We start from the raw sequence: 25,560 nt of genomic DNA, 5'->3' as shown, positions 1-25,560 counted from the left end.
AATGTATAATTCATAACCCAAAACTCATAACCCAAAACTTATTAACTCATAATTAATGAATGCAGTAGCCATTTTCGACATTGGAAAAACAAATAAAAAAGCCTTTCTATTCAATGAAAGTTATCAGATTGTATGGGAAAATTCTGTAAATCTTCCTGAAACAACTGATGAAGACGGATTTCCATGCGAAGATATTGTAGCGCTGAAAGATTGGTTTTTAAAATGTTGGGGGGAGATGAAATTACAAACCCAATACAATTTAAAAGCTGTGAATTTTAGCACTTATGGTGCCAGTTTTGTTTATATTGACGAAGAAGGTAATCCTTTAACGCCTTTGTACAATTACCTGAGACCATATCCTGAAAAGCTTAAAAATAAATTTTATTCAAAAAATAAAGGAGAAGAAGTTTTTGCAGTAAAAACAGCTTCTCCTGTTTTAGGAAGCCTGAATTCCGGAATGCAGATTTACCGTTTAAAAAAAGAAAATCCTGAGATTTTTGACAAAGTAAAATACTGTCTGCATTTGCCGCAGTACATGAGTTTCCTTTTAACCAAAGAAGGTTTTACAGATATAACGAGTATAGGTTGCCATACAAATCTTTGGAATTTCAATAAAATGAAATACCACAAATGGATTAAAAAACAAAATATAACCGAAAAACTGGCACCGATTCACAGTTCTGAGGATGCTGTTATTATAGAGGGAGATATTGCGGTAGGGATTGGGTTACACGACAGTTCTTCGGCACTGATTCCTTACATAATCAATTTTGAAGATCCTTTCGTTTTGTTGTCAACCGGAACCTGGGTGATTACGATGAATCCGTTTAATGATAAAAAGCTTACCTTTGAAGAATTAAAAAATGATTGTTTATGTTTCCTTCATTATAAAGGAAAGCCGGTAAAAGCTTCCCGCTTATTTGCAGGTAATGAGCATGAAATTCAATCGTTGAAATTAGCAAAACATTTTGATGTTGCTGTTGATTCGTATAAACACGTTCTTTATGATAAAGATATTATTACTAAATTAAGAACCGGATTTAAACAATACACTAAAGGAGATAGTAAAATTTTGAAAGATTGTCCTTTTAATAAAAGAGATCTTTCTGAATTTGAAAGTTATGATGAAGCATATCATCAGCTGATGTTAGATTTAATCGCTCAACAAATTGTTTCGACTAACTTAGTGATTCATAATAGCCCTGTAAAGAAGATATTTGTTGATGGAGGTTTTAGTAAAAATTCCATTTATATGAATTTATTAGCAGAAGCTTTTCCCGAAATGGAAGTGTATGCTGCCTCAATGGCTCAGGCCAGTTCACTGGGAGCCGCCTTAGCTATTCATAAGAGTTGGAATACAAAACCAATTCAAAATGATTTAATTGATTTAAAATTTTATAAACATTAATATCTAAATTTGCCTATCATCATTCAACTAAAAAGAATACTGATAGGCAATTTTGCTTAAAGTGTTTAAATAGTAAATAAAAACCTTATGAAATGAGCAGACGTTTATTGGACATAAATCCCAATAATAGTTATGCAAATTACTTCCGATAGCTATCGGGAGACCTTTTAAAAAAAATAAAAATCAGTATATGAAAGTTGGACTTTTTATACCTTGTTATGTGGATCAGTTTTATCCTCAGATAGGTATTGCAAGCTTAGAGTTATTACAAAAATTTGGATGTGAGGTGAGTTTTCCGATGGATCAGACCTGCTGTGGTCAGCCTATGGCTAATAGCGGCTATGCACATTTAACGGAAGGATGTGACACGAATTTTGTGGATAATTTTTCTGAATTTGATTATATCGTTTGTCCTTCGGGGAGTTGTACCATGCATGTGAAGGAACACCTTCATTCGAAAGAGAATGAAGCTGCTGCTACACATATCAGAAAACATGTGTATGAATTAACAGAATTTTTAACCGATGTATTAAAGGTAGAATCTATTGAAGGAAATTTTCCATATAAGGTAGGAATGCATCAAAGTTGTCACGGTCAGCGTGGATTAAAGCTTTCTCAAATGAGTGAATTAAATGCAGCTCCTTTTTCTAAACCGGAACAATTATTAAGAAATATAAAAGGACTGGATTTAGTTTCCTTAGACAGAAAAGATGAATGTTGTGGTTTTGGTGGTACTTTTTGTGTCACTGAAGAAGCTGTTTCTGTAAAAATGGGACAGGATCGTATTGAAGACCATGCAGCACATCATGTAGATTACATCACTGGTGGAGATATGTCTTGTTTAATGCATTTAGAAGGAATTTTAAAAAGACAAAAAAGTAACATAAAAGTAATTCACATTGCAGAAATATTAAACTCAATATGAAAGAAAACGTAATAGAACACAGTAAAGCAGCAGCCATTTTTAATAAAAATGTAGAACGCGTGGACTGGCATGATGATACGCTTTGGTTTGTTCGTTCCAAGAGAGATAAATCGGCTCATGCCATCCCGGAATGGGAAGCGCTTCGCGATACCGCTTCTAAAATAAAGAACAATGTGCTTTCAAATATGCATCATTATTTGCAGGAATTTGAAGCTAAAGCCAAAGAAAACGGAATCATTGTACACTGGGCAGCGGATGGAGCTGAACACAATAAAATAGTGCATTCGATTATTGCAAAGCATGGTGTTACCCAAATGGTAAAATCAAAATCTATGCTTACCGAAGAATGTCATTTGAATGATTTTTTATCTGAAAAAGGAATTGAAGTAATTGATACAGATTTAGGGGAACGCATTGTTCAGTTAAGACAGGAACCGCCCAGTCATATTGTATTACCGGCGATTCACTTAAAAAAAGAAGATGTGAGTGAAACTTTTCACGAGCATTTGCATACTGAAAAAGGGAATAACGATCCTCAATATTTAACTGAAGCAGCCAGACAGCATTTAAGAGATACTTTCCTGACCAGAAAAGTAGCACTTACAGGGGTAAATTTTGCGGTGGCTGAAACAGGAGAGTTTGTGGTTTGTACCAATGAAGGAAATGCTGATATGGGCGCACATCTTGCCGATGTTCACATTGCCTGTATGGGATTTGAAAAATTAATTCCGGAGCGTAAACATTTAGGTGTTTTTCTGAGACTTTTAGCCCGAAGTGCTACAGGTCAGCCTATTACTACTTTTTCAAGTCATTTTAAGAAACCAAGAGTAGGTCAGGAAATGCATATCGTAATTGTAGATAATGGAAGGAGTACCCAACTAGGACGTGAAGATTTTAGAAATTCTCTAAAATGTATCCGTTGTGGTGCTTGTATGAATACCTGTCCGGTTTACAGAAGAAGTGGTGGACATAGTTATCATAATGCAGTTGCAGGACCTATTGGTTCAATTTTGGCACCTAATTTAGATATGAAAAAGAATGCTGATTTACCTTTTGCAAGTACTTTATGCGGTTCTTGTTCGAATGTATGTCCGGTAAAAATTGATATTCATGATCAGTTGTATAAATGGCGTCAGGTTTTAGTTAAAGGAGGGTATACGCCAACTTCTAAAACGATGGCTATGAAAGGAATGTCGGCTGTTTTAGCAAATCCAACCGTATTTAAAATTGCTGGTAAAACAGGAAGATTTGTAATGAAGAATATGCCTTTTATGGTAAATAATAATCTGAATGCCTGGTATAAGCAAAGAGAAATGCCGGCTCCTCCTGAAGAATCATTTAGAGAATGGTATGCCAGAAAAGCAAAAGAATCTAAAGATAAAAAATAATGAGCAGCAGAGATAGTATTTTAAGTAAAATAAAAAGTAACCAACCTGCATCAGTCAGCGAATTACCAGGGCTTGGCTTTTTAGGATTAGACAAAATTGACGTTATTGAAACCTATAAAACGGTATTAAAAGGTATTGGAGGATTTTGTGAAGAAGTAGCTGGTTTAGATGAAGTTAAATCTTATATTGCAAAGCATTATCCGGCAGATAAAAGAAAAATTACAACACTTCCTGAATTTGCTGATTTTGCAGAAATTAATTGGACTAACGATGATCCGCATACTTTAGAGAATGCTGAATTAGCTATTATAAGAGCACATTTTGGTGTGGCTGAGAATTCTGCTCTTTGGGTAACAGACGACATCTTAGGACAAAGAGTTTCTCCGTTTATTCCGCAATATTTGGCTATTATAGTGAATAAGAAAGATATTGTTCCCTTTATGCAACAGGCTTATGAGCGCATTGGTGATGCTGATTATGGTTTTGGGACTTTTATCGCAGGACCTTCTAAAACGGCTGATATTGAGCAATCATTAGTTCTTGGAGCTCACGGAGCCAGAGGATTAACAGTCTTTTTGATGGAATAATTTATTCTTTTTGATATAAAAAAAATCGCTTCGTGTTTTATCGAAGCGATTTTTTTGTTTTAGTTGTAATGTAAAGCTTCATAAAGTAAACCGCAGAGAGACTCAAAGAAATATTAAAATACAGAAGTTAAAACAATCTTTTAAAAGCTTAACGAAACTCCGTGAATTCTTTGAAAATTTTTGTGTAACAATTACTCTTTTATTTTCTCAATCGAAACCGCATTGATACAATAGCGCAATCCACTTGGTTCCGGTCCATCAGGAAATGTATGACCTAAATGGGCATCGCAAACATTGCAAACACATTCGATACGAATCATTCCAAAACTCACATCTTTATGATATGCTACATTTTCCACAGCAATGGGCTGTGTAAATGAAGGCCATCCTGTTCCGCTTTCAAATTTGGTAGTAGAGTCAAAAAGAGGAGTTTTACAACATTTACAGGCATATCTTCCCGGTTCAAATAAAGAACATAATTCAGAACTATGTGCTCTTTCCGTTCCTTTTTGGCGGGTTACATAAAACTCTTCATCCGTTAATTCAGTTTTCCATTCATCTACTGTCTTTTCTACTCTTTTGGGTGGAGTAGGATTACCATGTGTGGCAAATTTTATTAAATCGTTCCAGTTTAACATACCGCTTGTTTTTTTTAATTTATTTTAAATATACCGCTACAAATTTTGCGATTGGAGCCATTCTGGCTTTGTTGAGTTGCAAAGTATCGTTTTTTATAACATAATTATCAGCCGTTTCTAAAACCTGAAAAAAAGCTTCCTCTACTGTAGGCTTAATACAGGCCATGCGGGTAGAAGCTATTTTAAAAAAAGCAATCCGGTTGCTTTCTTTCTGTAATTCATATTCTCCTGAAAAAGAATTACAACCGCCGTTTCCATTGACTCTGTTGTCAGTAGATTTTAAGATTAAATACGGCTCTTTTGCAAAATTATCTGCAGTTACTTTTTGTCCTCTGATTTCAATCAGTTTCCAGTATTTTTCTGTTACTGCATTTGTTTTATCGTCTTTTACTTTTTTAGTTGAATTACAGGAAAAAAATAGTATGGAAAGAGATAATAAGCTAATTGTTTTGAAAGAATATTTCATTTGGGGAGTTTTATAGTTGTTTTACAAATATAAAAAAGCATTTACACATTCTCTGTTTATAATTCCCTAATTTTTAGAATTACAAGAGCAGTAATTATTGGTTATATTTGATTTTCAAAAATTACATTAGAAACATGAAACATTTGTTCAAAGCACAGTTAAACTGGGATTCCGTTTCAGAAGAAACAGATTTGATTTCGAAAAAATATATTAAAACTCATCAGATTTCTATTAAAGGTAAAGAAATATTAAATATTTCGGCAGCTAAAGCCTTTAAAGGGGATCCGGGTTTACTTAATCCGGAAGACTTGTTGCTGAGTAGTGTGGTTTCCTGTCACATGATGTCATATTTATACGTGTGTTCACAAAATGGAATTGAGGTGGTTTCTTATCAGGATTGTGCAGAAGGTACACTTGAAGTTTTAGAAAATGGCTCAGGACGCTTTATAGAGATACGATTAAATCCTAAAGTTAGTATTAAAGAAAAAGAAAAGACAGACCTGGCTTTAAAGTTACATGCAAAAGCAAATGAACTTTGTTTTATTGCTAATTCCTGTAATTTTCCCATTTTGCATTTTCCGGTATCTAATACTTAATAGAGCTGATAAAAAAAGGCTTGTAAATCCTAATAGATTACAAGCCTTTTAGCACTAAAAAGTGTATTTTTATTGTTTTAGAATTTGTATGTTACACCAACTCTAAAATTTCTTGGTTGTTCCGTTTGCCAGTAATAGGCATCTAACCATTCATAATAGGAACCACTGTACAGGTATTTATCTAAAATATTAAATACATTGGCAGTAATTTTTATTTTCCCTGTTTCATAAGATAACCCTCCGTCCATTTTAAAGTAGTCAGGAAGATTTTCTTTGCTTGGTGACCAGGTATCTGTTTGTCTTCCTGCAAGGTAAGTTCCTCCTATAGAAGCTCCTAATCCTTTTAGTGTTCCGGAAGTAATGGTATAGTTCAGCCAGGCGTTAGCGGTATGTTTAGCAAAACCCGGAATAGTAGATCCAACAATAATAGAACTTACATTAGAATCTTTTACAATAGATTCTGTAAAGGCATAATTAGCAATTAAATTCAAACCTTCAACAATTTTACCTCTTAGGTCAAACTCTATTCCACGGGCTCTTTTTTCACCTAAAACTACGCTGAAGTTTTGCTGAGGTGTGTTACTAGGGTCTGATGTTAATTCGTTTTTCTTTAAGATACTGTAAGCAGAAAATGTGGTGCTCCATGCGCCGTTGAACCAGTCTTGTTTAATTCCGAATTCTACATTATTACCGGTTAATGGTTTTACATCATCTCCATTTTTAATAATTCCGGATTGTGGAGAAAATGCCTGATCATATAAACCATATACCGACGTACTTGGTGTAAGTGAAATACTCAATCCTGCACGAGGTGTAATATGACTGTCAGAAAGCGGATCGCTGTAACTGCTGGTTTGCTTTATCCAGGTATATCTGGCAGCAAGTGTTAAACGTACTTTATTTTCAAAGAATCCCATTTCATCCTGAATGTAACCTGCTGCGTATTCTGATCCATATAAACCTACAGCTCTTTCTTTTAGAGGGGTGTCACGATCAAAATCAGGCAATCCATTTGGTGGTGTTCCATAATCAGGATTGTTAACATTAAAAGGATCTTCAAGGGTATCTAAATCGTGTGATTGTCCCCAATCAGCCATGTAATCTTTGCTTCCTAAGTCGATTCCTCCTAATACTTTATGAGAAACATTTCCGGTATTGAATTTTCCGTTTAGAAACATTTGTCCTAAATACATATTGCTTTCAGCATCCCAGATAGCTACATTTCTTATAATTTCCCCGGAGTCTAATATTTGAGTATCAACATTACCATCATCATTTGTATCAATACTGTACGGACCTACTAGTGATGGCCACGAGCTGTATCCCTGTTGTAAATATTTAAAATAGGATGTTTGTGCAGTCAGTTTCCAGTTTGGATTAAAATTATGTTCTAATAATAAGTAACCGCTGTGGTCATTAATTTTTGTGTCCGGTAAACCTGGCTGCGTCATTGTAAAATCAATAGGTCTTGTAGCATAACCCTCATTTTGAGGACCAAAAACATAGTATGAACCCACTTCAGTCATATTGGCTCTTTGGTAATTGTATTCAGCTGTGATTTTAGTTTTATCATCAAGCTGATAAGAAATTACCGGAGCAATTACATAACGGTCATTTTGCTCAAAATGACGATGAGAACCTTTGTTTTGTCCCATAGCATTAAAGCGATACAATAATTTTCCTTTTTTATCTAATTTTCCGTCTAAGTCTATACTGGCTCTGTAGAAGTCATAACTTCCTCCCATTACTGATACTTCGCCTTTTGTAATTCCGGTTGGTTTTTTAGTCACTACATTGTAAAGTCCGCTTGGATCCCCACTGGAAAGCATAAATCCTGCAGGACCTTTTACAAATTCAATATGATCTACAAAACTCATATCCTCAGTAAGTGGTCCCCAAAAAGAAGATACCACATTAAATCCGTTTCTAAAAGCTTGTATCTGAGAACCTCTCATCGTAATATTAGTATACAAATCCCCCCAGTGTTCTAAGCGGACAGCACCACTTACATTTCGAATTACACCATCGCTCATGCTTGTAATTTGCTGATCTTGCAAAGTCTGACCACTAATAATCTGAATATTTTGCGGAATCTCTAAAACCGGGGTATTCAAACGCAAGGATAATGATGGGTTGTTTTGTTTGTACTTGCTTCTTTTTATAATCACTTCATTCAGCTCTTCTTTACTCTCGTTAAGTTTAAAATTTTTAGTAAGAGTCTGATTTGCATTTATCGTAATTGTTTCGGTGATAGCCTTAACTCCTATACCATTAATACTTAAAATATATTCCCCGGGCTTTAGATTTTTAAATTCATATTGCCCACTGAAGTTGGTAATCGTATTGTATTTTGTATTTTTTAGAGCTACCGCTACACTTTCGGCAGGTGAATTGTCACTCAGCGTAATTTTTCCCTTAATCCTTCCAAAATTTTGTCCAATCATATGAACCGAAGTTAAAAGCAGAAGCGAGAATAAAACTTTTTGCAGATGAATCATTTTCATTTAAAACGTGATTTAAAATTATTCTGCAAAAGTATATGCTAAATATTTCTTAAACAAATTATTTTTAATTATTCTAAATAAAATCAATATAGACTTATTTTTTTGATGTCAATTACTGTATTTCGGATGTTTATATCAGAAGATTTTTGATACAAACCAAATGAAAAGAGAGTTAACAAAAACTTAAAATCAATAATTAGCGGCAGTACAAAAGATTGATTTTATTTGTCATTATGAAAATGGATTTAAAATCAATGTCAGATGAAGAGCTGCAGTTTCGGCTTAAAAAAGGCAATAATTTAGCCTTTGATGTGATTTTTGACCGATATTGGAAACGCCTGTACACTTATGCTTATAATATCTTTAAAGAAGAAGAAGTTTGTGAAGATATTGTTCAGGAAATTTTTATCAGCTTTTGGAAAAATATTGAAACTGCAACGGTATTGAATTTAGAATCTTATCTTTTTAAAGCTGTTAAATATAAAATAGCAAATCATATCAGGGATTTAAAATTTACACAGGAACATCTTGATGTTTTAGAATTTATAGGTAGCTCTGCCAATACCATTGATGATATTGAGTATAAAGATTTTGAAAAAGAAATAATGATGCGCGTCAATGAGCTTTCTCCTAAGTGCAGAGAAGTTTTTTTAATGAGTCGTTTTGATGAATATTCCAATCAGGAAATTGCCAGTAAACTCAATCTTTCTATTCATACAGTTGAAAAGCATATTAGTAATGCTTTAAAAACACTTCGTTCAACAATTTCTTCTCATTTACACCAAATGTTTCTTTAATGTTAACCGGATTTCTATTGGTTTTAAGAAAAAGTTAAGGCTAAAGATTCCACTACTTGTTTGTTCTGAAAAATGTGACTTATAGTTAAAATCATATTATTTTGAATCAGGAACAGTTTAGAATCATTGCAAAAAAATACGCCGAAAATGAATGCAATGATGCCGAAAAAAGGAATGTAGAAACATTTTTGGAGGAAATGCAGCATAGAGCCAACATGGATATCGTTTTGCTTTCGGATAAAAAAGGACAGAAAATGGCAGATGCGGTTTATGCTGCCAGAACTAAAATCAGAAAAAAAACACTGTCGGTAAAAATAAAGCGAGTGGCTGCTGTTTTGGTTCTGGCAATCGGAATAGGTTTTCTGATTAAACAGTCATTAGTTCCCGGTCAGGTTGTTCAGATCACAAACAGAGGAGAAAAAAAAGAAATCATTTTGCAAGATGGCAGTATCGTAGTATTGAACCGAAACAGCAGTATTTCTTATCCTGAAACATTCGGAGAAACACGAAATATTAAACTCACTGGGGAAGCTTATTTTAAAGTAAAAAGAAATCCTGAAAAACCGTTTATTGTAAGCATGCATGATATGACCCTGAAAGTATTAGGGACTTCATTTAATATTAATTCCTATTCGGAAAACCCTACAAAAGTCAGCGTACTGACCGGTACTGTAGCACTGAATGCTTATTCAGGACAACAAGTTATTCTGACGAAAAATCAACAGGCCGATTTTAAAAATGCTGTTTTCAATGTTACTAAAGAACAGAGCAGAGAGAAAATAGCCTGGGTTGATAATATTATTATTCTAAAACAGACCACATTGGCAGAAACTGCAAAAATATTAGAGAACTGGTATAATGTAGATATTGTTTTTGAAGATACACAATTGGAAAAATTAATAATTAACGGAAAATTTAAAGAAGAAAAACTGGATAATGTACTCGCCAGTATTGCTTTTGTAAAAAAAATAAAAATCGATTATTTAACTAAAAACAAAATTATTATAAGAAGAGATACCACTAATTATTAAAAAAACAAACCCGTTTCTGGTTGCAACAGAAACAGGTTTTAATTAAATGACTAAAAAAATATAGCCCATACTAATGAACACAAACGTACAATTTTTATATCAGTTTTTAAAGAAAAAGTTTTACCATTTTTCTTTCATTTTTTTTATGTTGACTTCACTGTTTGCTTCCGGAAAAATTTATTCGAAGGAAGAACAACTCAAAATTTCTTTAGATATTCAAAATGCTTCCATCACCGAAGTCTTTGATGCTATAGAAAAAAGAAGTTCATTAACATTTGTTTTTGATGAACAGATAGCACACACTTCACAGCACATTTCTATAAAAACCAAAGATGAAAGTGTAGATCAGGTACTTAAAATAATCGCTGATAAGACAGGATTTATATTTAAAAAAATCAACAATACTGTAAGCGTTATCAAAGAAAATCAGGTTCAGAAAACAGTAAAAGGTATGATCACTGATGAACAGGGAATGCCTTTACCAGGGGTTTCTGTTTTGGAAAAAAATACTCAGAATAGTGCTATGACTGATATTGATGGAAATTTTACTATTGATGTAAATACTCCAAATCCTGTTTTAGTAATTTCCTATGTAGGTTTTACAACAAAAGAAGTTAAAGTAACCAATTCTGCTTTAGTAAAAGTAATACTGAAGATGGATACGAATGAATTAAATGAAGTTGTAGTAACAGCACTGGGAATTAAACGTGAAGAAAAACGTTTGGGATTTAAACAGGAAACAGTAAAATCAGAAAGTTTAGCACAAACAACACCTAATAACTGGTCTTCAGGATTAAAAGGAAAGGTAGCAGGTTTAAATATTATTTCAACCGGATCAGGACCTTTAAATTCACAACAAATTACTTTAAGAGGAAATAACTCCTTAGATCCTAAAGGAAATTATGCATTAATTGTTGTGGATGGTGTTCCGGTAAATACTGAAATGACTACCTCAGGTTCAAGTAGTGCGTATATGGGGCAGGATTCTCCAATAGACTACGGTAACGGAATTTCCGATTTAAACTTAGATGATATAGAAAGTGTTACTGTTTTAAAAGGAGCAGGAGCAACAGCACTTTATGGAAACAGAGCTGCCAATGGTGCTTTAATTATCACGACTAAATCAGGGAAAAAAGCAAAGGGTTTTGGTGTTACTCTGAATTCAGGGGTTACTTTCGATGTCATCCAGAGATGGCCGGACTACCAGTATAAATACGGTCAGGGAACAGGACGATCATTTGATAAAGACGGAAATCCGTATTATTCGTATGGAAGTTCAGCAGACGGGACAAGCACAGGAGGAACAAGTTCAGCCTGGGGACCTGCCTTTGAAGGACAATATTTTTACCAATACGATCCTGTAACAGAAGGTCAGTCAGCAGAGAGAGAGTTATGGAAACCTTATAAAGACAATCGCAAAGATTTCTGGAGAACAGGTTTTACCATAAATAATAATGTTTCCTTACAAGGAGGCGATAAAAACGGTTCTATGCGTGCTTCTTTTGGGCACTCTAAAAATGAATGGATTATGCCTAATACCGGTTTTGAACGTATTACTGCTGCTGTAAATGCTAACTATCAGATTTCTAATAGAATAAAACTGAATACTTCTGTGAATTATAACAACAGAAGTAGTGACAATTTGCCTTCAACCGGATATAATAATGGTTCGATTGCTTATTTTATGATTTTTCAGCAACCTAATATCCCTTTAGACTGGTACCGACCAATTTGGGAAAAAGGAGCAGAGAATATTGCACAGGTACATCCTTTTAGTTCTTATATCGACAATCCATATCTTATTGCTTACGAAGCGACCAATTCATTGGAAAGCAACCAGCTGGTGGGGAATATATCCGCGACGATTGATTTATTACCTAATCTGAACTTAATGGTACGAACCGCTATAAATACTTATACCCAAAACAGGGAACAATACAGACCATATAGTATAAATCGCTATGCGAAAGGATATTTCAGCAGACAGGATGTTTCCAAAACAGAAACCAATTCCGATTTTTTATTGTCTTACAAAAAGAAATTTAGTGAGGCTTTTTCACTTTCAGCTTCTTTTGGAGGAAATGCTTTAAGTTATAAGTATAAAAGCTTAAGTGCCAGTGTGGAAGGATTAGTGGTTCCGGACGTGTATAAACTTTCTAACGGAGTGAATATGCCTAATATTTCAGCCGGAGACAGATACAAAAAAGTAAATAGTTTGTATGGTTTGGTTTCTTTTTCTTTTAAAGACCTATTGTTTATTGATGTAACAGGAAGAAATGATAAATCGAGTACACTTCCTGAGGCAAACAATTCCTTTTTCTATCCTTCGGTGAATACCAGTTTAATAGTTTCAGAAATGCTGAATTTGCCTAAAAGTATAAATTATCTTAAATACAGATTCTCATTTGCTCAGGTAGGAAATGATACAGAGCCTTACAGAACCAAAAAATATTATGACCAAAATGCTTTCGCAAGTTCAGCAATATTACCTTCTCTAAAGAATAATGAAAACTTTAAGCCTGAAATTACTTCCAGTTTTGAGACCGGTTTTGAGCTTTTAATGCTGAATAAAAGATTAAATTTTGATGCAACAGTTTATGAAAGTAGAACTAAAAATCAAATTATTAAAGTACCGCTGGACTGGAGTGTAGGATATAGTGATGCGATTTTAAATGCAGGAGAAGTGAGAAACCGGGGAGTGGAATTGGTTTTTGGAGGTAAGGTTTTTGACGGAAAAGTTTTTAAATGGAAAACTTCGTTAAACTGGTCCCGCAACTGGAATAAAGTGATGGATCTGCCGGATGGAATTAATGGACAACAAATTATTGGCGAAGGGGGTACTGCTTCTATTATTGCAAAAGTAGGAGGGACTGCTACTGCTATTTACGGATTTGGATTTGTAAGATCTCCGGAAGGCAAAATTGTGTATGATGCTGCGGGATTACCGGCCTATCCGGAAGAAATTCAGTATATAGGAGATGCAAGTCCGGACTGGAAAGCGGGATTTGTCAATAATTTTACTATTGGAAATTTTAGAATAGGAGTGACTATTGACGGTCAGTATGGTGGAATCGTGTATTCGCAAACACACCATAAATTAATGGAACAAGGAAAACTGACTTCTACTTATATGGGTAGAGAAGACGGATTTATAATTGGGGACGGTGTAGTCCTGAATAGTGACGGTTCTTATTCCCCTAATACCACAAAGGCAGGTACTCCGGACTGGTACACGCGCTATTACCGCAGGGCAAATATAGAATCAAACTCTTTTGATGCTTCTTTTGCTAAACTACGTGAAGTAAGCTTACAATATGATTTTCCTAAAAAATGGTTGAAAAATACAAATCTGGAATCGGTTCAGTTAGGTGTTTTTGGTAGGGACTTGGCTGTAATAAGTGATTTTCCAATCTATGATCCTGAGGTAGGAGCCTTAAACGGGGATACTATTTTGCCAGGGCTCGAAATGGGACAAATGCCATCACCGGCGAGTTATGGATTTAATTTAAAAGTAAATTTCTAATTTAAAAATAATGAAAAGAATAAACTATTTAGTTGCAACTTTTGCGCTGCTTTTTTTAGTATCAGCTTGCTCAAATGATTTTAAAGATGTTAATGATGACCCTAACAGGATTTCGGCTATCAGTCCGGGAACATTGTTAAACCCGATAATTTACGGAATTGCTTCACATAATGCTACCAGAAGTGCGAGTGTAACTTTTGATTTAATGCAGGTTTCTCTGCCGTTTCCCAGTGTTTCCGGAGGTCTGCACCGATATGATGTCAGTCCCAGTATAGGAAACTCTTCGTGGAATACCTATTATAAATATCTGGCTAATATCAGAGAAATGCGAATGGCTGCTCAAAAATATGAAGATGCTAATTATGAAGCAATTGCACTAACTCTTAATGCACTGGTTTATGCTAATCTTACCGATATTTTTGGTCCTGTTCCAATGACAGAAGCGGTACGTTCGGAGGATGGTATTTTATATCCAAAGTATGATACCCAACAATTTATTTATGAAACTATTTTGGCTGATTTAGAAAAAGCCAATGCCATGTACACTACTAAAGCGATGATATATGCCGAAGATATTTTGTTTCATAACGATGTGAAAAAGTGGCAAAAATTCACTAATTCTCTTCACATGAGATTGCTGCTAAGAATATCCAACCGAACAGAAACGAATGCTTTTGCCAAATTAAAAACAATGGCAGAAGACGCTGTTAAGTATCCTGTTTTTACCAATACAGCCGAGTCCGCAATATTGCAGGTTACCGGAGTGACACCTAATGTATCGCCATGGGGAAGACCTCAGGATTTTCCGTTAGGAGCTAAAATGGCTTCTTTTTTCCTGGAGAATCTTAATAATTTTAATGACCCAAGAAGGAATATTATTGCAACAGTTGCCAGAGATTTACAAAATAATGCTATTGGATATAAAGGAATACCAAGCGGGTATGAAGGAGCCGATTCTCAATTTCAATACAATGCTTCTACTTTAATGCAGGCACAAGTTATAAATCCTATGCAAATCTTCTTATTAACGTATGCAGAAGTTGAATTCATTAAAGCCGAATTAGCCCAACGCGGTTTTATTTCTGATGCAGAAACTCATTATAAAAACGGAATTAAAGCAGCTGTTGAACAAGTAAAAGCGGTGATGCCTGCAAATTATTTTGATAATACTGTAGTGCAATACAACGGAACACTGGAGCAAATCATGTTGCAAAAGTATTATGCACTCTACTTTACAGATTATCAGCAATGGTTTGAATACCGCCGAACCGGTTTACCTGTTTTGCCTACAACTGCAGCCATGGGAAACAATGCTGTTATGCCGTCCCGATTTACTTTTCCTACTGACCAGCAACTGTATAATGTAGACAATTATAAGGAAGCGGTGCAGATGATAGGTGCAGATGATATTAATACTAAAGTATGGTGGGATAATTAATAAAAAATAAAAAATGAAAAAAAATATTATCAGCAGTATAATGCTGTTTTTTACGCTGGCTGTTTCTGCTCAGCATACGGTAAAAGGCGTTGTTTTTGAAGATAAAAACAACAACGGAAAGAAAGACAAAAACGAAAAAGGAATTGCTAATGTTGCTGTAAGCAATGGGGTTGAAGTAGTGCTTTCGGATAATAAAGGGCAGTATGAATTACCCCTTAAAAATGATGCTATTATTACAGTAATAAAACCGGCAGCTTACAGAGTTCGTATCGACGAGAATAACAAGCCGCAGTTTTTTTATATTCATAAACCTTCAGGTTCTCCCAAAATGAAATTTGAGGGTGTGGATCCAACAGGTAAATTACCTGAATCGGTGGATTTTGCTTTGATTCCTCAAAAGGAAGAAGAACAATTTACAGCACTTATTTTTGGTGATCCACAGCCTTATAATTTAGAAGAGGTGGATTATTTTTACAGAGGAATTGTGGCTGAGGTGGAAGGTGTTAAGAATGTGTCATTTGGTCTTAGTATGGGAGATCTTGTAGGCAATGATTTAAGTTTGTTCAATCCTTATATTCAAACAGTAAAAAAAGTTGGAATTCCATGGTACAATCTTTTAGGGAACCACGACCTTAATTTTGATGCTACCCGGGACGATTTGGCCGATGAAACTTACGAAGCGCATTTTGGACCTGCTAATTATGCTTTTAATTATGGAAAAGTACATTTTATAGTTTTGGATGATGTATTATATCCGGATCCCAGAGACAGCAAAGGCTATTGGGGAGGTTTTACCCCGGAACAATTGCAATTTATTGAAAATGATTTAAAATTTGTACCTAAAAATAACCTGATTGTACTGGCTTTCCATATTCCAATAAGTGAACTTGATGCCAAAGATGATTCGTTTAGAGATGCCGATCGTGAGCAATTATTTTCTTTGCTAAAAGATTTCCCTAATACCTTGTCTTTATCGGCACATACTCATTTACAACGTCAGGATTTTTTAGGAAAAGAACAAGGCTGGCTGCAAAATAAACCGCATCATCATTACAATGTAGGAACCACTTCAGGAGACTGGTATTCGGGGAAATTAGACAAAAAAGGAATTCCTATTTCAGTAATGCGCGACGGAACTCCTAAAGGATATGCGTTTATTCATTTCAAAGGCAATACGTATACAGTGGATTATAAAGCAGCAGGAAAAGAAAAAGAACATCAAATGAATGTTTTTTTACCTAAAGTGGTTGCCAAAGGGAAAAACACGAAATCGGCATTGTACGTTAATTTCTTTATGGGAGGAGAAAATGATCAATTGGTTTACCGGGTTGATAATGGCGAATGGAAAGCCATGGAACGCGTTGTAGAAGCCGATCCTTCGTATGTAGAATTAGTATACGAATGGGATTTAGCGGAAAAATTAATGCCGGGAAGAAGGTCTTCTGATCCTTCCGCTTCAACCCATGTCTGGAAAGGAAAAATCCCTGCCAATCTGGAATTAGGAACGCATAAAGTAGAAATAAAAGCTACAGATATGTTTGGGAAAACACATACCGCAAGCGGAAGTTACAGAATTGATACATTATAAAATGAATAGTTATAAAATAAGTGTACTGCTGTTGTTTTTTGTAGTTTTTTTTGGATGTAAAACTAAAAAAGAGGCGTTCAAAAAACAGCATATTGAAGTGCAGGGGCATCGTGGTGATCGGGGAAATTTTCCCGAAAATACACTTCCGGCCTTTTTAAGTGCTATCCATAAAGGAGCAGATGTAATCGAGTTGGATGTGGTGATTTCTAAAGATAAAAAAGTAGTGGTTTCCCATGAAGCTTTTATGTCTTCTTTGTATGTGACAACTCCCGATGGTCTCGCTATTGCAAAAGAAAAAGAGAAAACCTATAACTTATATGCAATGAATTACGACAGTATCAAAAACTTTGATAGTGGTTCTAATGGAAATCCTCTTTTTCCACAACAGAAAAAGTTAAAAACATACAAACCGTTACTGGCTGAGGTAATTGATAGTGTTGAAAAAGAAATAGCAAAAAATCATTATAAAAGAGTGAGGTATAATATCGAAATCAAATCTGAAAAAAAAGAATACGGTATCAGTCAGCCACAGCCGGAGGAATTTGTTGATTTAGTGATGAAAGTTATTCAGGAAAAAGGAATCGAATCATTTATGAATATTCAGTCTTTTGATCCTTATCTTTTAAATGTGTTGCATAAGAAATATCCAAAGGTTAAAATAGCTTTGTTAACTTCTAAACCAGGGATTGATAAAAACCTCAGGGAACTGACTTTTAAACCTCAGATTTACAGTCCAAATTATAAATTAGTAAGTGCTGTGTTTTTAGATTCACTAAGAGCAAAGCATATTAAAGTTATTCCATGGACGGTTAATAATCAGGAGGATGTACAAAAAATGCTTGATTTAAAAGTAGACGGTATAATAACTGATTATCCCGAACGGCTATTGAATCAGTCTCATAATTACTAGCTGAAATTTTGCATAAAAAAACCGTCTCGTTCTAAAAAAACGAGACGATTTTTTAGATTTCTATCAGGAAATAATTATTCCGAAACGCTTATTTCAAACATTTTATCCCAGTTTTTTCCGGTAACAAAAATAGTTTTTGTTTTAGGGTTGTATGCAATTCCGTTCAAGACATCCTCAGTAGTTGCTTTAATCAGTTTTCTTAATCCTGACATATCAATAATTCCTTCAACAGCGCCACTTTCAGGATTTACAACAGCTATAGCATCCTTTTGCCAAATATTAGCATAGAATTTGCCATTGATTAATTCTAACTCGTTTACCGATTTAATTTTAGCACTTCCCGAATATACGTTAATATAATCCACCATTTTTTGCGTTTCAGGATCCATCTTCCAGATTTTCTCTGTTCCGTCCGATTGGTAAATGTATTTGCCGTCATTAGTCATTCCCCAGCCTTCAATATCTTTGGTGTAAGCAAACGTTTTTTCCAGTTTTAAGGTATTGGCATCATAAATAAAACCTGTTTTTTCCTGCCAGGTTAGTTGGAATAATTTTCCATTGATAAAAGTGATTCCTTCTCCAAAATATTTCCCTTTTTCTAAGTCGATTTGTTGGAAAATTTTTCCGGTTTTATAATCGTATTTTCTAAAATAAGAATTCTCTTTTTGCCCTGTGCTTTCGTATAAAGTATCTTTATAAAACTCTAAACCTTCGGTAAATGAAGCGGTATCATGTGGATATGTATTAACAATTTTGTACTTTAATAATTTGGGAGTAACATTCGAGACCACTTCAATTCTGGTTGTAGTTTCAGCATTTTCACCTTCAAAATAAACTAAGGCTTTGATATTTTGATACCCTAATTTTTGATCTTTAAGTTCAAAAGAAAGTTTCTCTAATCCTTTTACCGTTTTAACTTTAGCATCGTTAACATAGTACACAATACTATCGACTTGCTTGGATTTTGGATTCAAAATAGCCAAATCAACCGTTTCTTGCGGCTGATATTGAGCCGAAATTTTGGAGGTGTCAAAATTAAATATAGTATTTTCTCTTTTTTTTGTATCTCCACAATTAGAAAACAGGGTTCCTAATAAAATGAAAGATAGTAAGTTATGTTTTTTCATGATGTGAATTTTAAAAAGTCTAATATACAATGTTATTTTAAGCATACAAAAGCGCTTGCAAAAATATAAAAAGATTGTATATTTGCACCGGCAAGTCCTACACGACCAGCTCCTGCTGACTCCCCCAGGATGGGAACATAGCAAGGGTAAGCGGTTGAGCGGTGCGATGTAGGTCGCTTGCCATTTTTTATTTAATCTGTTTGTTAATGCAAGTCAGATTTTTTTCAGAAATAGAACAAAAGTAGTCTTCCTTCGGGAGGATTTTTTTATTTTTACCCTTTTGGGAAGTGTTAAGAGTTAGAAGTTAGGTGTGTACACATAACCCATAGTTCATGACTCATAACCCATAACTTTTTAACTTAAGAAAATGAGCAAAGTCGTATTGATTACCGGTGGTTCTTCAGGAATAGGAAAATCTATTGGGGAATTTTTACATCACAAAGGCTTTACAGTTTATGGTACCAGTAGAAATCCTGAAAAGGTTTTGAATTCTGTTTTTCCTTTAGTAACTCTGGATGTTAGAAATATTGAAAGTATTCAAGGGGCTGTTGCTAAAATAATTGCTACATCAGGAAGGATTGATGTGGTAATAAATAATGCTGGTGTAGGAATAACAGGTCCGTTAGAAGAAATTCCAACTTCGGAAATCAAGAATAATTTTGAAACCAATTTTTTTGGTCCTATTGAAGTGATGAAAGCGGTGTTGCCACAAATGCGTGAGCAAAAATCAGGATTAATAATTAATGTCACTTCGATTGCGGGATATATGGGTTTGCCATATAGAAGTGTCTATTCAGCATCCAAAGGAGCTTTAGAATTAATAACCGAAGCTTTACGAATGGAAGTGAAGTCTTTTGGGATTCATATTACAAACGTAGCTCCGGGAGATTTTGCCACTAATATTGCTTCGGGACGTTTTCATGCGCCTTTGATTAAAGGATCTGCTTATGAGATTCCTTATGGAAATACTTTGAAAATGATGGACGAACACGTGGACAGTGGGAGTAATCCAGATGATATGGCCGCTGCGGTTTACAACATTATTCAAAACAAAAATCCTAATGTACATTATAAGGTAGGTGCATTTTTGCAAAAATTCTCCATTGTATTAAAACGTGTATTACCGGATAAGGTATATGAAAAAATGCTGATGAATCATTATAAATTGTAATAAGGCAGAATTATTTTGAGATGATTTATTTAAACGTTTTGGAAGAAATACGTGATGAATTAAAAGAATTGAATAAAAATAATTCAACTAAGTAATATAAATTGTAAATTTGCGAGCATTAAATAAATTTTAAGTGTTAAATAAACACTTTTTAAAGGAAATCTAAAAACAATTAAATATATAAATTATGAAATTTTTTATTGACACAGCTAATTTAGCTCAAATTAAAGAAGCACAATCTTTAGGTGTATTAGATGGTGTAACTACAAACCCGTCTTTGATGGCTAAAGAAGGAATCACCGGAAAAGATAACATCTTAAAACATTATGTTGACATTTGTAATCTTGTAGATGGTGATGTAAGTGCTGAAGTAAACGCTTTGGACTTTGAAGGAATGGTTAGAGAAGGTGAGGAATTAGCGGAATTACACGAGCAAATTGTTGTGAAATTACCTATGACTAAAGAAGGTGTTCAGGCTGCTAAATATTTTTCTGATAAAGGAATTAAAACGAATGTAACTTTAGTTTTCTCTGCTGGTCAAGCTTTATTAGCTGCTAAAGCAGGAGCTACTTATGTTTCTCCATTCTTAGGAAGATTAGATGACGTTTCTACTGATGGATTGAACCTAATTCAGGAAATCAGAGATATTTATGATAACTACGGTTATGAAACTCAAATTCTTGCTGCTTCTGTACGTCACACTATGCACGTCGTAAACTGTGCTAAAATAGGTGCTGATGTTATGACAGGACCATTGTCGTCAATTTACGGTTTATTGAAACACCCATTAACTGATATCGGATTGGCTCAGTTTGTTGCTGATTTCGAAAAAGGAAACAAGTAATTCGTTACTCTGTAGCAATAAAAAAGTCCCTTTCTGTTAAAACGGAAAGGGACTTCTTATTTATAATTATTTTTTTATTTCCTTACAAACGGCGGAAGTAATTTACTGCAAACTTCTCCAAAACCGATGCGTACCTGGCTGTTCTCGCAAAAGCCTTTAATGATTACAGTGTCGTTATCATTGATAAATTTACGTTCTGTACCGTCATTCAATTTCAGTGGTTTTTCTCCTCCCCAGGTCAATTCTAACATAGAGCCGTAACTGTCTTCTGTTGGTCCTGAAATAGCTCCGGAACCCATCATATCACCTGAATTTACCCGACAACCATTCGAAGTATGATGAGTTAATTGCTGATTCATTGTCCAGTACATGTGCTTAAAATTAGATTTAGAAACAATAGTAGGTTCAGCATTTTCAGGTTCAATACTTACTTCCAGATTGATGTCAAAAGAATGTTTTCCTTTTTGTTGTAAATAAGGAAGCGGACTGGGATTTTGTTTTGGGCTGGCAACTCTGAAAGGTTCTAAGGCATCCATGGTTACAATCCATGGCGATATGGAACTGGCAAAGCTTTTAGATAAAAAAGGACCTAAGGGCATGTATTCCCATTTTTGTATATCACGTGCAGTCCAGTCATTCAATAAAACCATCCCAAAAATATAATCTTCGGCTTCGCTGATAGGAATCATTTCGCCCATTACATTTGCATCGGTAGTGATAAAAGCGGTTTCTAATTCGAAATCTATGGAACGCGAAGCTCCAAAAACAGGTGTAGAGCCGTCCTGAGGTAAAGTCTGCCCAATAGGTCTGTGAACCGGTATTCCCGAAGGAATTATTGTAGAACTTCTGCCGTGATAGCCTATCGGCATTTGAGGCCAGTTGGGTAACAAGGCATTTTCTTCGTTACGAATCATTTTTCCAACATTGGAAGCGTGAATTTTACTGGAATAAAAATCAGTATAATCGCCTATTAAGACCGGCAATTGCATTTCTACTTCCTCAATATTAAAAATAATAATGTCTTTATGTGAAGTGTTATCACGCAATTTTGGATTGTTTTCGTCAAAAATATCAGCAATGCGATTGCGTACCAATCGCCAGGTTTTTTTTCCGTCTGAAATAAAATCATTCAGAGTATCCTGCATGAACATATCATCGGTTAATTCGATACCGGAAAAATATCCTAATTGTTGTAATGCTCCTAAATCAATTGCGGAATCTCCAATACGGGTTCCTACCGTCACTACATTTTCTTTTGTTAAGAAAACTCCAAAAGGAATATTCTGGATTGGGAAATCACTATTTTCAGGAACTTCAATCCAGGATTTTCTTTTGGTATCGTTGGCTGATATTGGCATATTGTGTTAATGTTTTGTTGAAAATTATATATCAAATATATCATAATCTATCAGTTTAACAAACGTTTTTTTGTATTTTTGCGCTAAATTATTTAAAATCTAAAAAATGCAACGCGACAAACAAATTTTTGAACTTATTCTTGAAGAACAAGAAAGACAAATACATGGCTTAGAACTTATTGCTTCTGAGAACTTTGTAAGTGATGAAGTAATGGAAGCTGCTGGTTCAGTTTTAACAAACAAATATGCAGAAGGATATCCTGGAAAAAGATATTACGGAGGTTGTGAAGTAGTAGATATTGTTGAGCAGATTGCTATTGACAGAGCAAAAGAATTGTTTGGAGCTGCGTATGCTAACGTTCAGCCACACTCTGGTTCTCAGGCAAATGCATCCGTTTTTCACGCTTGTTTGAAACCAGGTGATAAAATTTTAGGTTTTGATTTATCTCACGGAGGACACCTGACTCACGGTTCGCCGGTTAACTTTTCAGGACGTGTTTACAACCCGGTTTTCTACGGTGTTGAGAAAGAAACAGGTCGTTTGAATTATGATAAAATTCAGGAAATTGCAACTAAAGAACAGCCAAAATTAATCATCGCAGGAGCTTCGGCTTATTCCCGTGATATGGATTTTGAGCGTTTCAGAGTAATTGCTGATAGCGTAGGAGCTATTTTAATGGCTGATATTTCTCACCCGGCAGGTTTAATTGCTAAAGGTTTATTAAACGACCCAATTCCTCACTGTCATATTGTAACTACTACAACTCACAAAACACTACGTGGACCAAGAGGTGGTTTGATTTTGATGGGGAAAGATTTCGAAAACCCATGGGGATTAACGACTCCAAAAGGAGAAGTTAGAATGATGTCTTCTTTATTAGACTTAGCGGTTTTCCCTGGAAATCAAGGTGGACCATTAATGCACATTATCGCTGCTAAAGCGGTTGCTTTTGGTGAAGCTTTACAAGATGAGTTCTTTACTTATGCACGTCAATTGCAAAAGAATGCTAATGCAATGGCGGATGCTTTTGTAAAAAGAGGATACGATATCATCTCTGGAGGTACTGATAACCACATGATGTTAATTGACTTAAGAAACAAAGGAATTTCTGGAAAAGATGCTGAAAATGCATTGGTAAAAGCAGAAATCACTGTAAATAAAAATATGGTTCCATTTGATGACAAATCTCCATTTGTAACTTCCGGTATCCGTGTTGGAACTGCTGCAATCACCACTCGTGGTTTAGTAGAAGAAGATATGGAAACTATTGTTGCTATGATTGATAAAGTATTGATGAATCATACTAACGAAGATGTTACCGAAGAAGTTGCTGAAGAAGTAAACGAAATGATGAGCGAAAGAGCGATTTTCGTTTTCTAAATAGTAGTCATAAAGTCTTAAAGTCGAAGATTAAAAGTCTTAAAATGGAATGCCAATTTCTATTTTAGTTTTGATCTTCGACTTTTATTTTTTGGCTTTACAACTTTTGATTTTCAAACTTTAAGACTAAAAATATGGACGTATTACGATTACAATTGCCAACAGACCCACGATGGGTAAATATTGTAGAGAAAAATATAGAAGAAATTCTGACGGATCATGCCTGGTGCGAACAAAAAGCAGCTACCAATGCGATTACTATTATTACCAACAATTCGGAACATCAGGACTTGGTTAAAGATTTATTGGCTTTAGCCAAAGAAGAAATCGATCATTTTGAGCAGGTGCACAATTTAATCATCAAGCGCGGATTAAAATTAGGTCGCGAGCGCAAAGATGATTATGTAAACGAATTGTACCAATACATGAAAAGGAGTGCTGACGGAAGCCGTGTTTCTGGTCTGGTAGAAAGATTATTGTTTTCGGCTATGATTGAGGCCAGAAGCTGTGAGCGTTTCAAAGTGCTTTCGGAAAATATTCAGGATGAAGAATTAGCAGTTTTTTACAGAGAATTAATGGAAAGTGAAGCAGGACATTACACCACATTTATTACTTATGCCCGAAAATATGGCGAAGGAATCGATGTAGAAAAACGCTGGAGAGAATGGTTAGCATTCGAAGAATCTGTTATTGCTAATTACGGTAAAGGCGAAACGATTCACGGTTAATATATCGTTGATAAGTCTCTTTTTTCTTTGCACAATTCCCGCATAAAATTCATTACTTTTAAGAAAAGTAAAATATATTTTTCGATAACCCACTAAAAAGTGATAATTATGCGAATAGAAAGCGATTTGAAATTAGGCTTTAAAGATGTCATGATCAGACCCAAACGTTCTACACTAAAAAGCAGAGCTGAAGTTTCCTTAGAAAGAGAATTTAAGTTTTTGCATAGTACTGCAAGCTGGAGTGGTATTCCCATTATGGCTGCTAATATGGATACGGTGGGAACCTTTGAAATGGCAACTGAACTGGCTAAGCACAAATTATTCACCGCTATTCATAAGCATTATTCGGTTTCAGAATGGAATGATTTTTTAAAAAATGCTACTGCTGATTTTTACAATTATATAGCGGTTAGCACCGGAACAGGCAAGAATGATTTCAAAAAAGTAATCGAAATTGTTACTGATAATCCTTTACTGAAATTCATTTGTATTGATGTTGCCAATGGTTATTCGGAGCATTTTGTGAATTTTTTAAAACAAACCCGAAAACAATTTCCTGACAAAGTAATTATTGCAGGTAATGTGGTTACAGGTGAAATGGTAGAAGAATTACTTTTGGCTGGCGCCGATATCATCAAAGTGGGTATTGGACCGGGTTCGGTTTGTACTACGAGAATCAAAACAGGAGTGGGGTATCCGCAACTTTCAGCAATTATAGAATGTGCCGATGCCGCTCATGGTTTAGGCGGACATATTATTAGTGACGGGGGATGTACCAGTCCGGGAGATGTAGCCAAGGCTTTTGGTGCAGGTTCTGATTTTGTGATGTTGGGCGGAATGCTCGCCGGTCATAGCGAAAGTGGGGGAGAACTACTGGAAATTAACGGCAAAAAATTCAAACAGTTTTACGGTATGAGTTCCGCTACAGCAATGAACAAGCATGTAGGCGGTGTTGCCGAATACAGAGCCAGTGAAGGTAAAACAGTTAAAATTCCTTTTAAAGGTAATGTAGCAGATACGGTTTTGGATATTTTGGGTGGTTTACGCAGCAGTTGTACTTATGTAGGAGCTTCCCGATTGAAAGAGCTGACTAAAAGAACTACTTTTATTCGTGTAAGCGAACAGGAAAACAGAATTTTCACAACAGAATAG

At 35.0% G+C, this 25,560-nt stretch carries 21 protein-coding genes and 1 other RNA gene; 17 read left to right on the top strand and 5 right to left on the bottom strand.

Going from position 1 to position 25,560, the window contains the following annotated elements:
• Positions 1-55 precede the first annotated feature (55 nt).
• From ACSV4D_RS16420 to ACSV4D_RS16405, 4 genes are all read left to right on the top strand, one after another.
• Positions 56-1,408 (top strand): FGGY-family carbohydrate kinase, encoded by a 1,353-nt coding sequence (locus ACSV4D_RS16420; RefSeq protein ID WP_408082628.1) that lies wholly within the window; start codon positions 56-58, stop codon positions 1,406-1,408.
• 190 nt (positions 1,409-1,598) lie between these two features.
• On the top strand, positions 1,599-2,333 hold the full coding sequence (locus ACSV4D_RS16415; RefSeq protein ID WP_408082629.1) for a (Fe-S)-binding protein: 735 nt from the start codon (positions 1,599-1,601) through the stop codon (positions 2,331-2,333).
• Positions 2,330-3,721 carry a lactate utilization protein B gene (locus tag ACSV4D_RS16410; RefSeq protein ID WP_439229118.1) on the top strand — a complete coding sequence of 464 codons (1,392 nt, stop codon included), beginning with the start codon at positions 2,330-2,332 and terminating at the stop codon, positions 3,719-3,721. Before ACSV4D_RS16415 ends, ACSV4D_RS16410 begins: the two co-directional genes overlap by 4 nt.
• Positions 3,721-4,308: a LutC/YkgG family protein gene (locus ACSV4D_RS16405; RefSeq protein ID WP_439229117.1), complete on the top strand. Its 588-nt coding sequence runs from the start codon at positions 3,721-3,723 to the stop codon at positions 4,306-4,308. Before ACSV4D_RS16410 ends, ACSV4D_RS16405 begins: the two co-directional genes overlap by 1 nt.
• 191 nt (positions 4,309-4,499) lie before the next feature.
• Here ACSV4D_RS16405 and msrB read toward each other — a convergent pair whose 3' ends face one another.
• On the bottom strand, positions 4,500-4,946 hold the full coding sequence (msrB, locus tag ACSV4D_RS16400; protein WP_439229116.1) for a peptide-methionine (R)-S-oxide reductase MsrB: 447 nt from the start codon (positions 4,944-4,946) through the stop codon (positions 4,500-4,502).
• 19 nt (positions 4,947-4,965) lie between these two features.
• On the bottom strand, positions 4,966-5,412 hold the full coding sequence (locus ACSV4D_RS16395; protein WP_439229115.1) for an META domain-containing protein: 447 nt from the start codon (positions 5,410-5,412) through the stop codon (positions 4,966-4,968).
• A gap of 134 nt (positions 5,413-5,546) precedes the next feature.
• Here ACSV4D_RS16395 and ACSV4D_RS16390 point away from each other — a divergent pair, with 134 nt between their 5' ends.
• The gene (locus ACSV4D_RS16390; protein WP_408082634.1) at positions 5,547-6,008 is read left to right on the top strand and encodes an OsmC family protein; all 462 of its coding nucleotides are present in this window, start codon (positions 5,547-5,549) and stop codon (positions 6,006-6,008) included.
• A 77-nt stretch (positions 6,009-6,085) separates the two neighbouring features.
• Here ACSV4D_RS16390 and ACSV4D_RS16385 read toward each other — a convergent pair whose 3' ends face one another.
• Positions 6,086-8,512 (bottom strand): TonB-dependent siderophore receptor, encoded by a 2,427-nt coding sequence (locus ACSV4D_RS16385; protein ID WP_439229114.1) that lies wholly within the window; start codon positions 8,510-8,512, stop codon positions 6,086-6,088.
• A gap of 239 nt (positions 8,513-8,751) precedes the next feature.
• Here ACSV4D_RS16385 and ACSV4D_RS16380 point away from each other — a divergent pair, with 239 nt between their 5' ends.
• The 6 genes from ACSV4D_RS16380 to ACSV4D_RS16355 all read left to right on the top strand — a co-directional run bounded on the left by ACSV4D_RS16380 (position 8,752) and on the right by ACSV4D_RS16355 (position 17,799).
• A complete protein-coding gene (locus ACSV4D_RS16380; protein WP_408082636.1) occupies positions 8,752-9,309 on the top strand; it encodes an RNA polymerase sigma factor in 558 nt (185 codons plus the stop codon).
• Positions 9,310-9,410: 101 nt separating this feature from the next.
• Positions 9,411-10,340, top strand: coding sequence for a FecR family protein (locus ACSV4D_RS16375; RefSeq protein ID WP_439229113.1), 930 nt, complete (start codon positions 9,411-9,413; stop codon positions 10,338-10,340).
• A gap of 73 nt (positions 10,341-10,413) precedes the next feature.
• On the top strand, positions 10,414-13,863 hold the full coding sequence (locus tag ACSV4D_RS16370; RefSeq protein WP_439229112.1) for a SusC/RagA family TonB-linked outer membrane protein: 3,450 nt from the start codon (positions 10,414-10,416) through the stop codon (positions 13,861-13,863).
• A gap of 10 nt (positions 13,864-13,873) precedes the next feature.
• On the top strand, positions 13,874-15,301 hold the full coding sequence (locus ACSV4D_RS16365; RefSeq protein WP_439229111.1) for a SusD/RagB family nutrient-binding outer membrane lipoprotein: 1,428 nt from the start codon (positions 13,874-13,876) through the stop codon (positions 15,299-15,301).
• Positions 15,302-15,314: 13 nt separating this feature from the next.
• Positions 15,315-16,889 (top strand): calcineurin-like phosphoesterase C-terminal domain-containing protein, encoded by a 1,575-nt coding sequence (locus ACSV4D_RS16360; RefSeq protein WP_439229110.1) that lies wholly within the window; start codon positions 15,315-15,317, stop codon positions 16,887-16,889.
• Position 16,890: 1 nt separating this feature from the next.
• The gene (locus ACSV4D_RS16355; RefSeq protein ID WP_439229109.1) at positions 16,891-17,799 is read left to right on the top strand and encodes a glycerophosphodiester phosphodiesterase family protein; all 909 of its coding nucleotides are present in this window, start codon (positions 16,891-16,893) and stop codon (positions 17,797-17,799) included.
• A 74-nt stretch (positions 17,800-17,873) separates the two neighbouring features.
• Here the strand turns inward: ACSV4D_RS16355 and ACSV4D_RS16350 are convergent, their stop codons facing one another.
• A complete protein-coding gene (locus ACSV4D_RS16350; protein WP_439229108.1) occupies positions 17,874-18,926 on the bottom strand; it encodes a glutaminyl-peptide cyclotransferase in 1,053 nt (350 codons plus the stop codon).
• A gap of 88 nt (positions 18,927-19,014) precedes the next feature.
• Between ACSV4D_RS16350 and ffs the strand changes: the two genes are divergently transcribed.
• The 3 genes from ffs to fsa all read left to right on the top strand — a co-directional run bounded on the left by ffs (position 19,015) and on the right by fsa (position 20,941).
• Positions 19,015-19,112: signal recognition particle sRNA small type (gene ffs / locus ACSV4D_RS16345), an RNA gene on the top strand.
• Between the two features lie 181 nt (positions 19,113-19,293).
• Complete coding sequence (locus tag ACSV4D_RS16340; RefSeq protein ID WP_439229107.1) at positions 19,294-20,097, top strand: SDR family oxidoreductase; 804 nt, start codon at positions 19,294-19,296, stop codon at positions 20,095-20,097.
• A gap of 187 nt (positions 20,098-20,284) precedes the next feature.
• Positions 20,285-20,941 (top strand): fructose-6-phosphate aldolase, encoded by a 657-nt coding sequence (gene fsa / locus ACSV4D_RS16335; RefSeq protein WP_071185856.1) that lies wholly within the window; start codon positions 20,285-20,287, stop codon positions 20,939-20,941.
• A 74-nt stretch (positions 20,942-21,015) separates the two neighbouring features.
• Here the strand turns inward: fsa and fahA are convergent, their stop codons facing one another.
• Positions 21,016-22,299 (bottom strand): fumarylacetoacetase, encoded by a 1,284-nt coding sequence (fahA, locus tag ACSV4D_RS16330; protein ID WP_439229106.1) that lies wholly within the window; start codon positions 22,297-22,299, stop codon positions 21,016-21,018.
• 106 nt (positions 22,300-22,405) lie between these two features.
• Between fahA and glyA the strand changes: the two genes are divergently transcribed.
• The 3 genes from glyA to guaC all read left to right on the top strand — a co-directional run bounded on the left by glyA (position 22,406) and on the right by guaC (position 25,560).
• Positions 22,406-23,680: a serine hydroxymethyltransferase gene (gene glyA, locus ACSV4D_RS16325; protein ID WP_439229105.1), complete on the top strand. Its 1,275-nt coding sequence runs from the start codon at positions 22,406-22,408 to the stop codon at positions 23,678-23,680.
• Positions 23,681-23,814: 134 nt separating this feature from the next.
• Positions 23,815-24,408, top strand: a complete 594-nt coding sequence (locus tag ACSV4D_RS16320) for a tRNA-(ms[2]io[6]A)-hydroxylase (protein ID WP_439229104.1) — start codon at positions 23,815-23,817, stop codon at positions 24,406-24,408.
• Positions 24,409-24,516: 108 nt separating this feature from the next.
• Entirely contained in the window at positions 24,517-25,560 is a 1,044-nt protein-coding gene (gene guaC, locus ACSV4D_RS16315) for a GMP reductase (RefSeq protein ID WP_439229103.1), read from the top strand.

Origin of the sequence: Flavobacterium sp. ARAG 55.4, from assembly GCF_051846875.1 — a bacterium.
GTDB lineage: Bacteria > Bacteroidota > Bacteroidia > Flavobacteriales > Flavobacteriaceae > Flavobacterium > Flavobacterium plantiphilum.
This window is presented reverse-complemented; position numbering and strand designations above follow the sequence as displayed.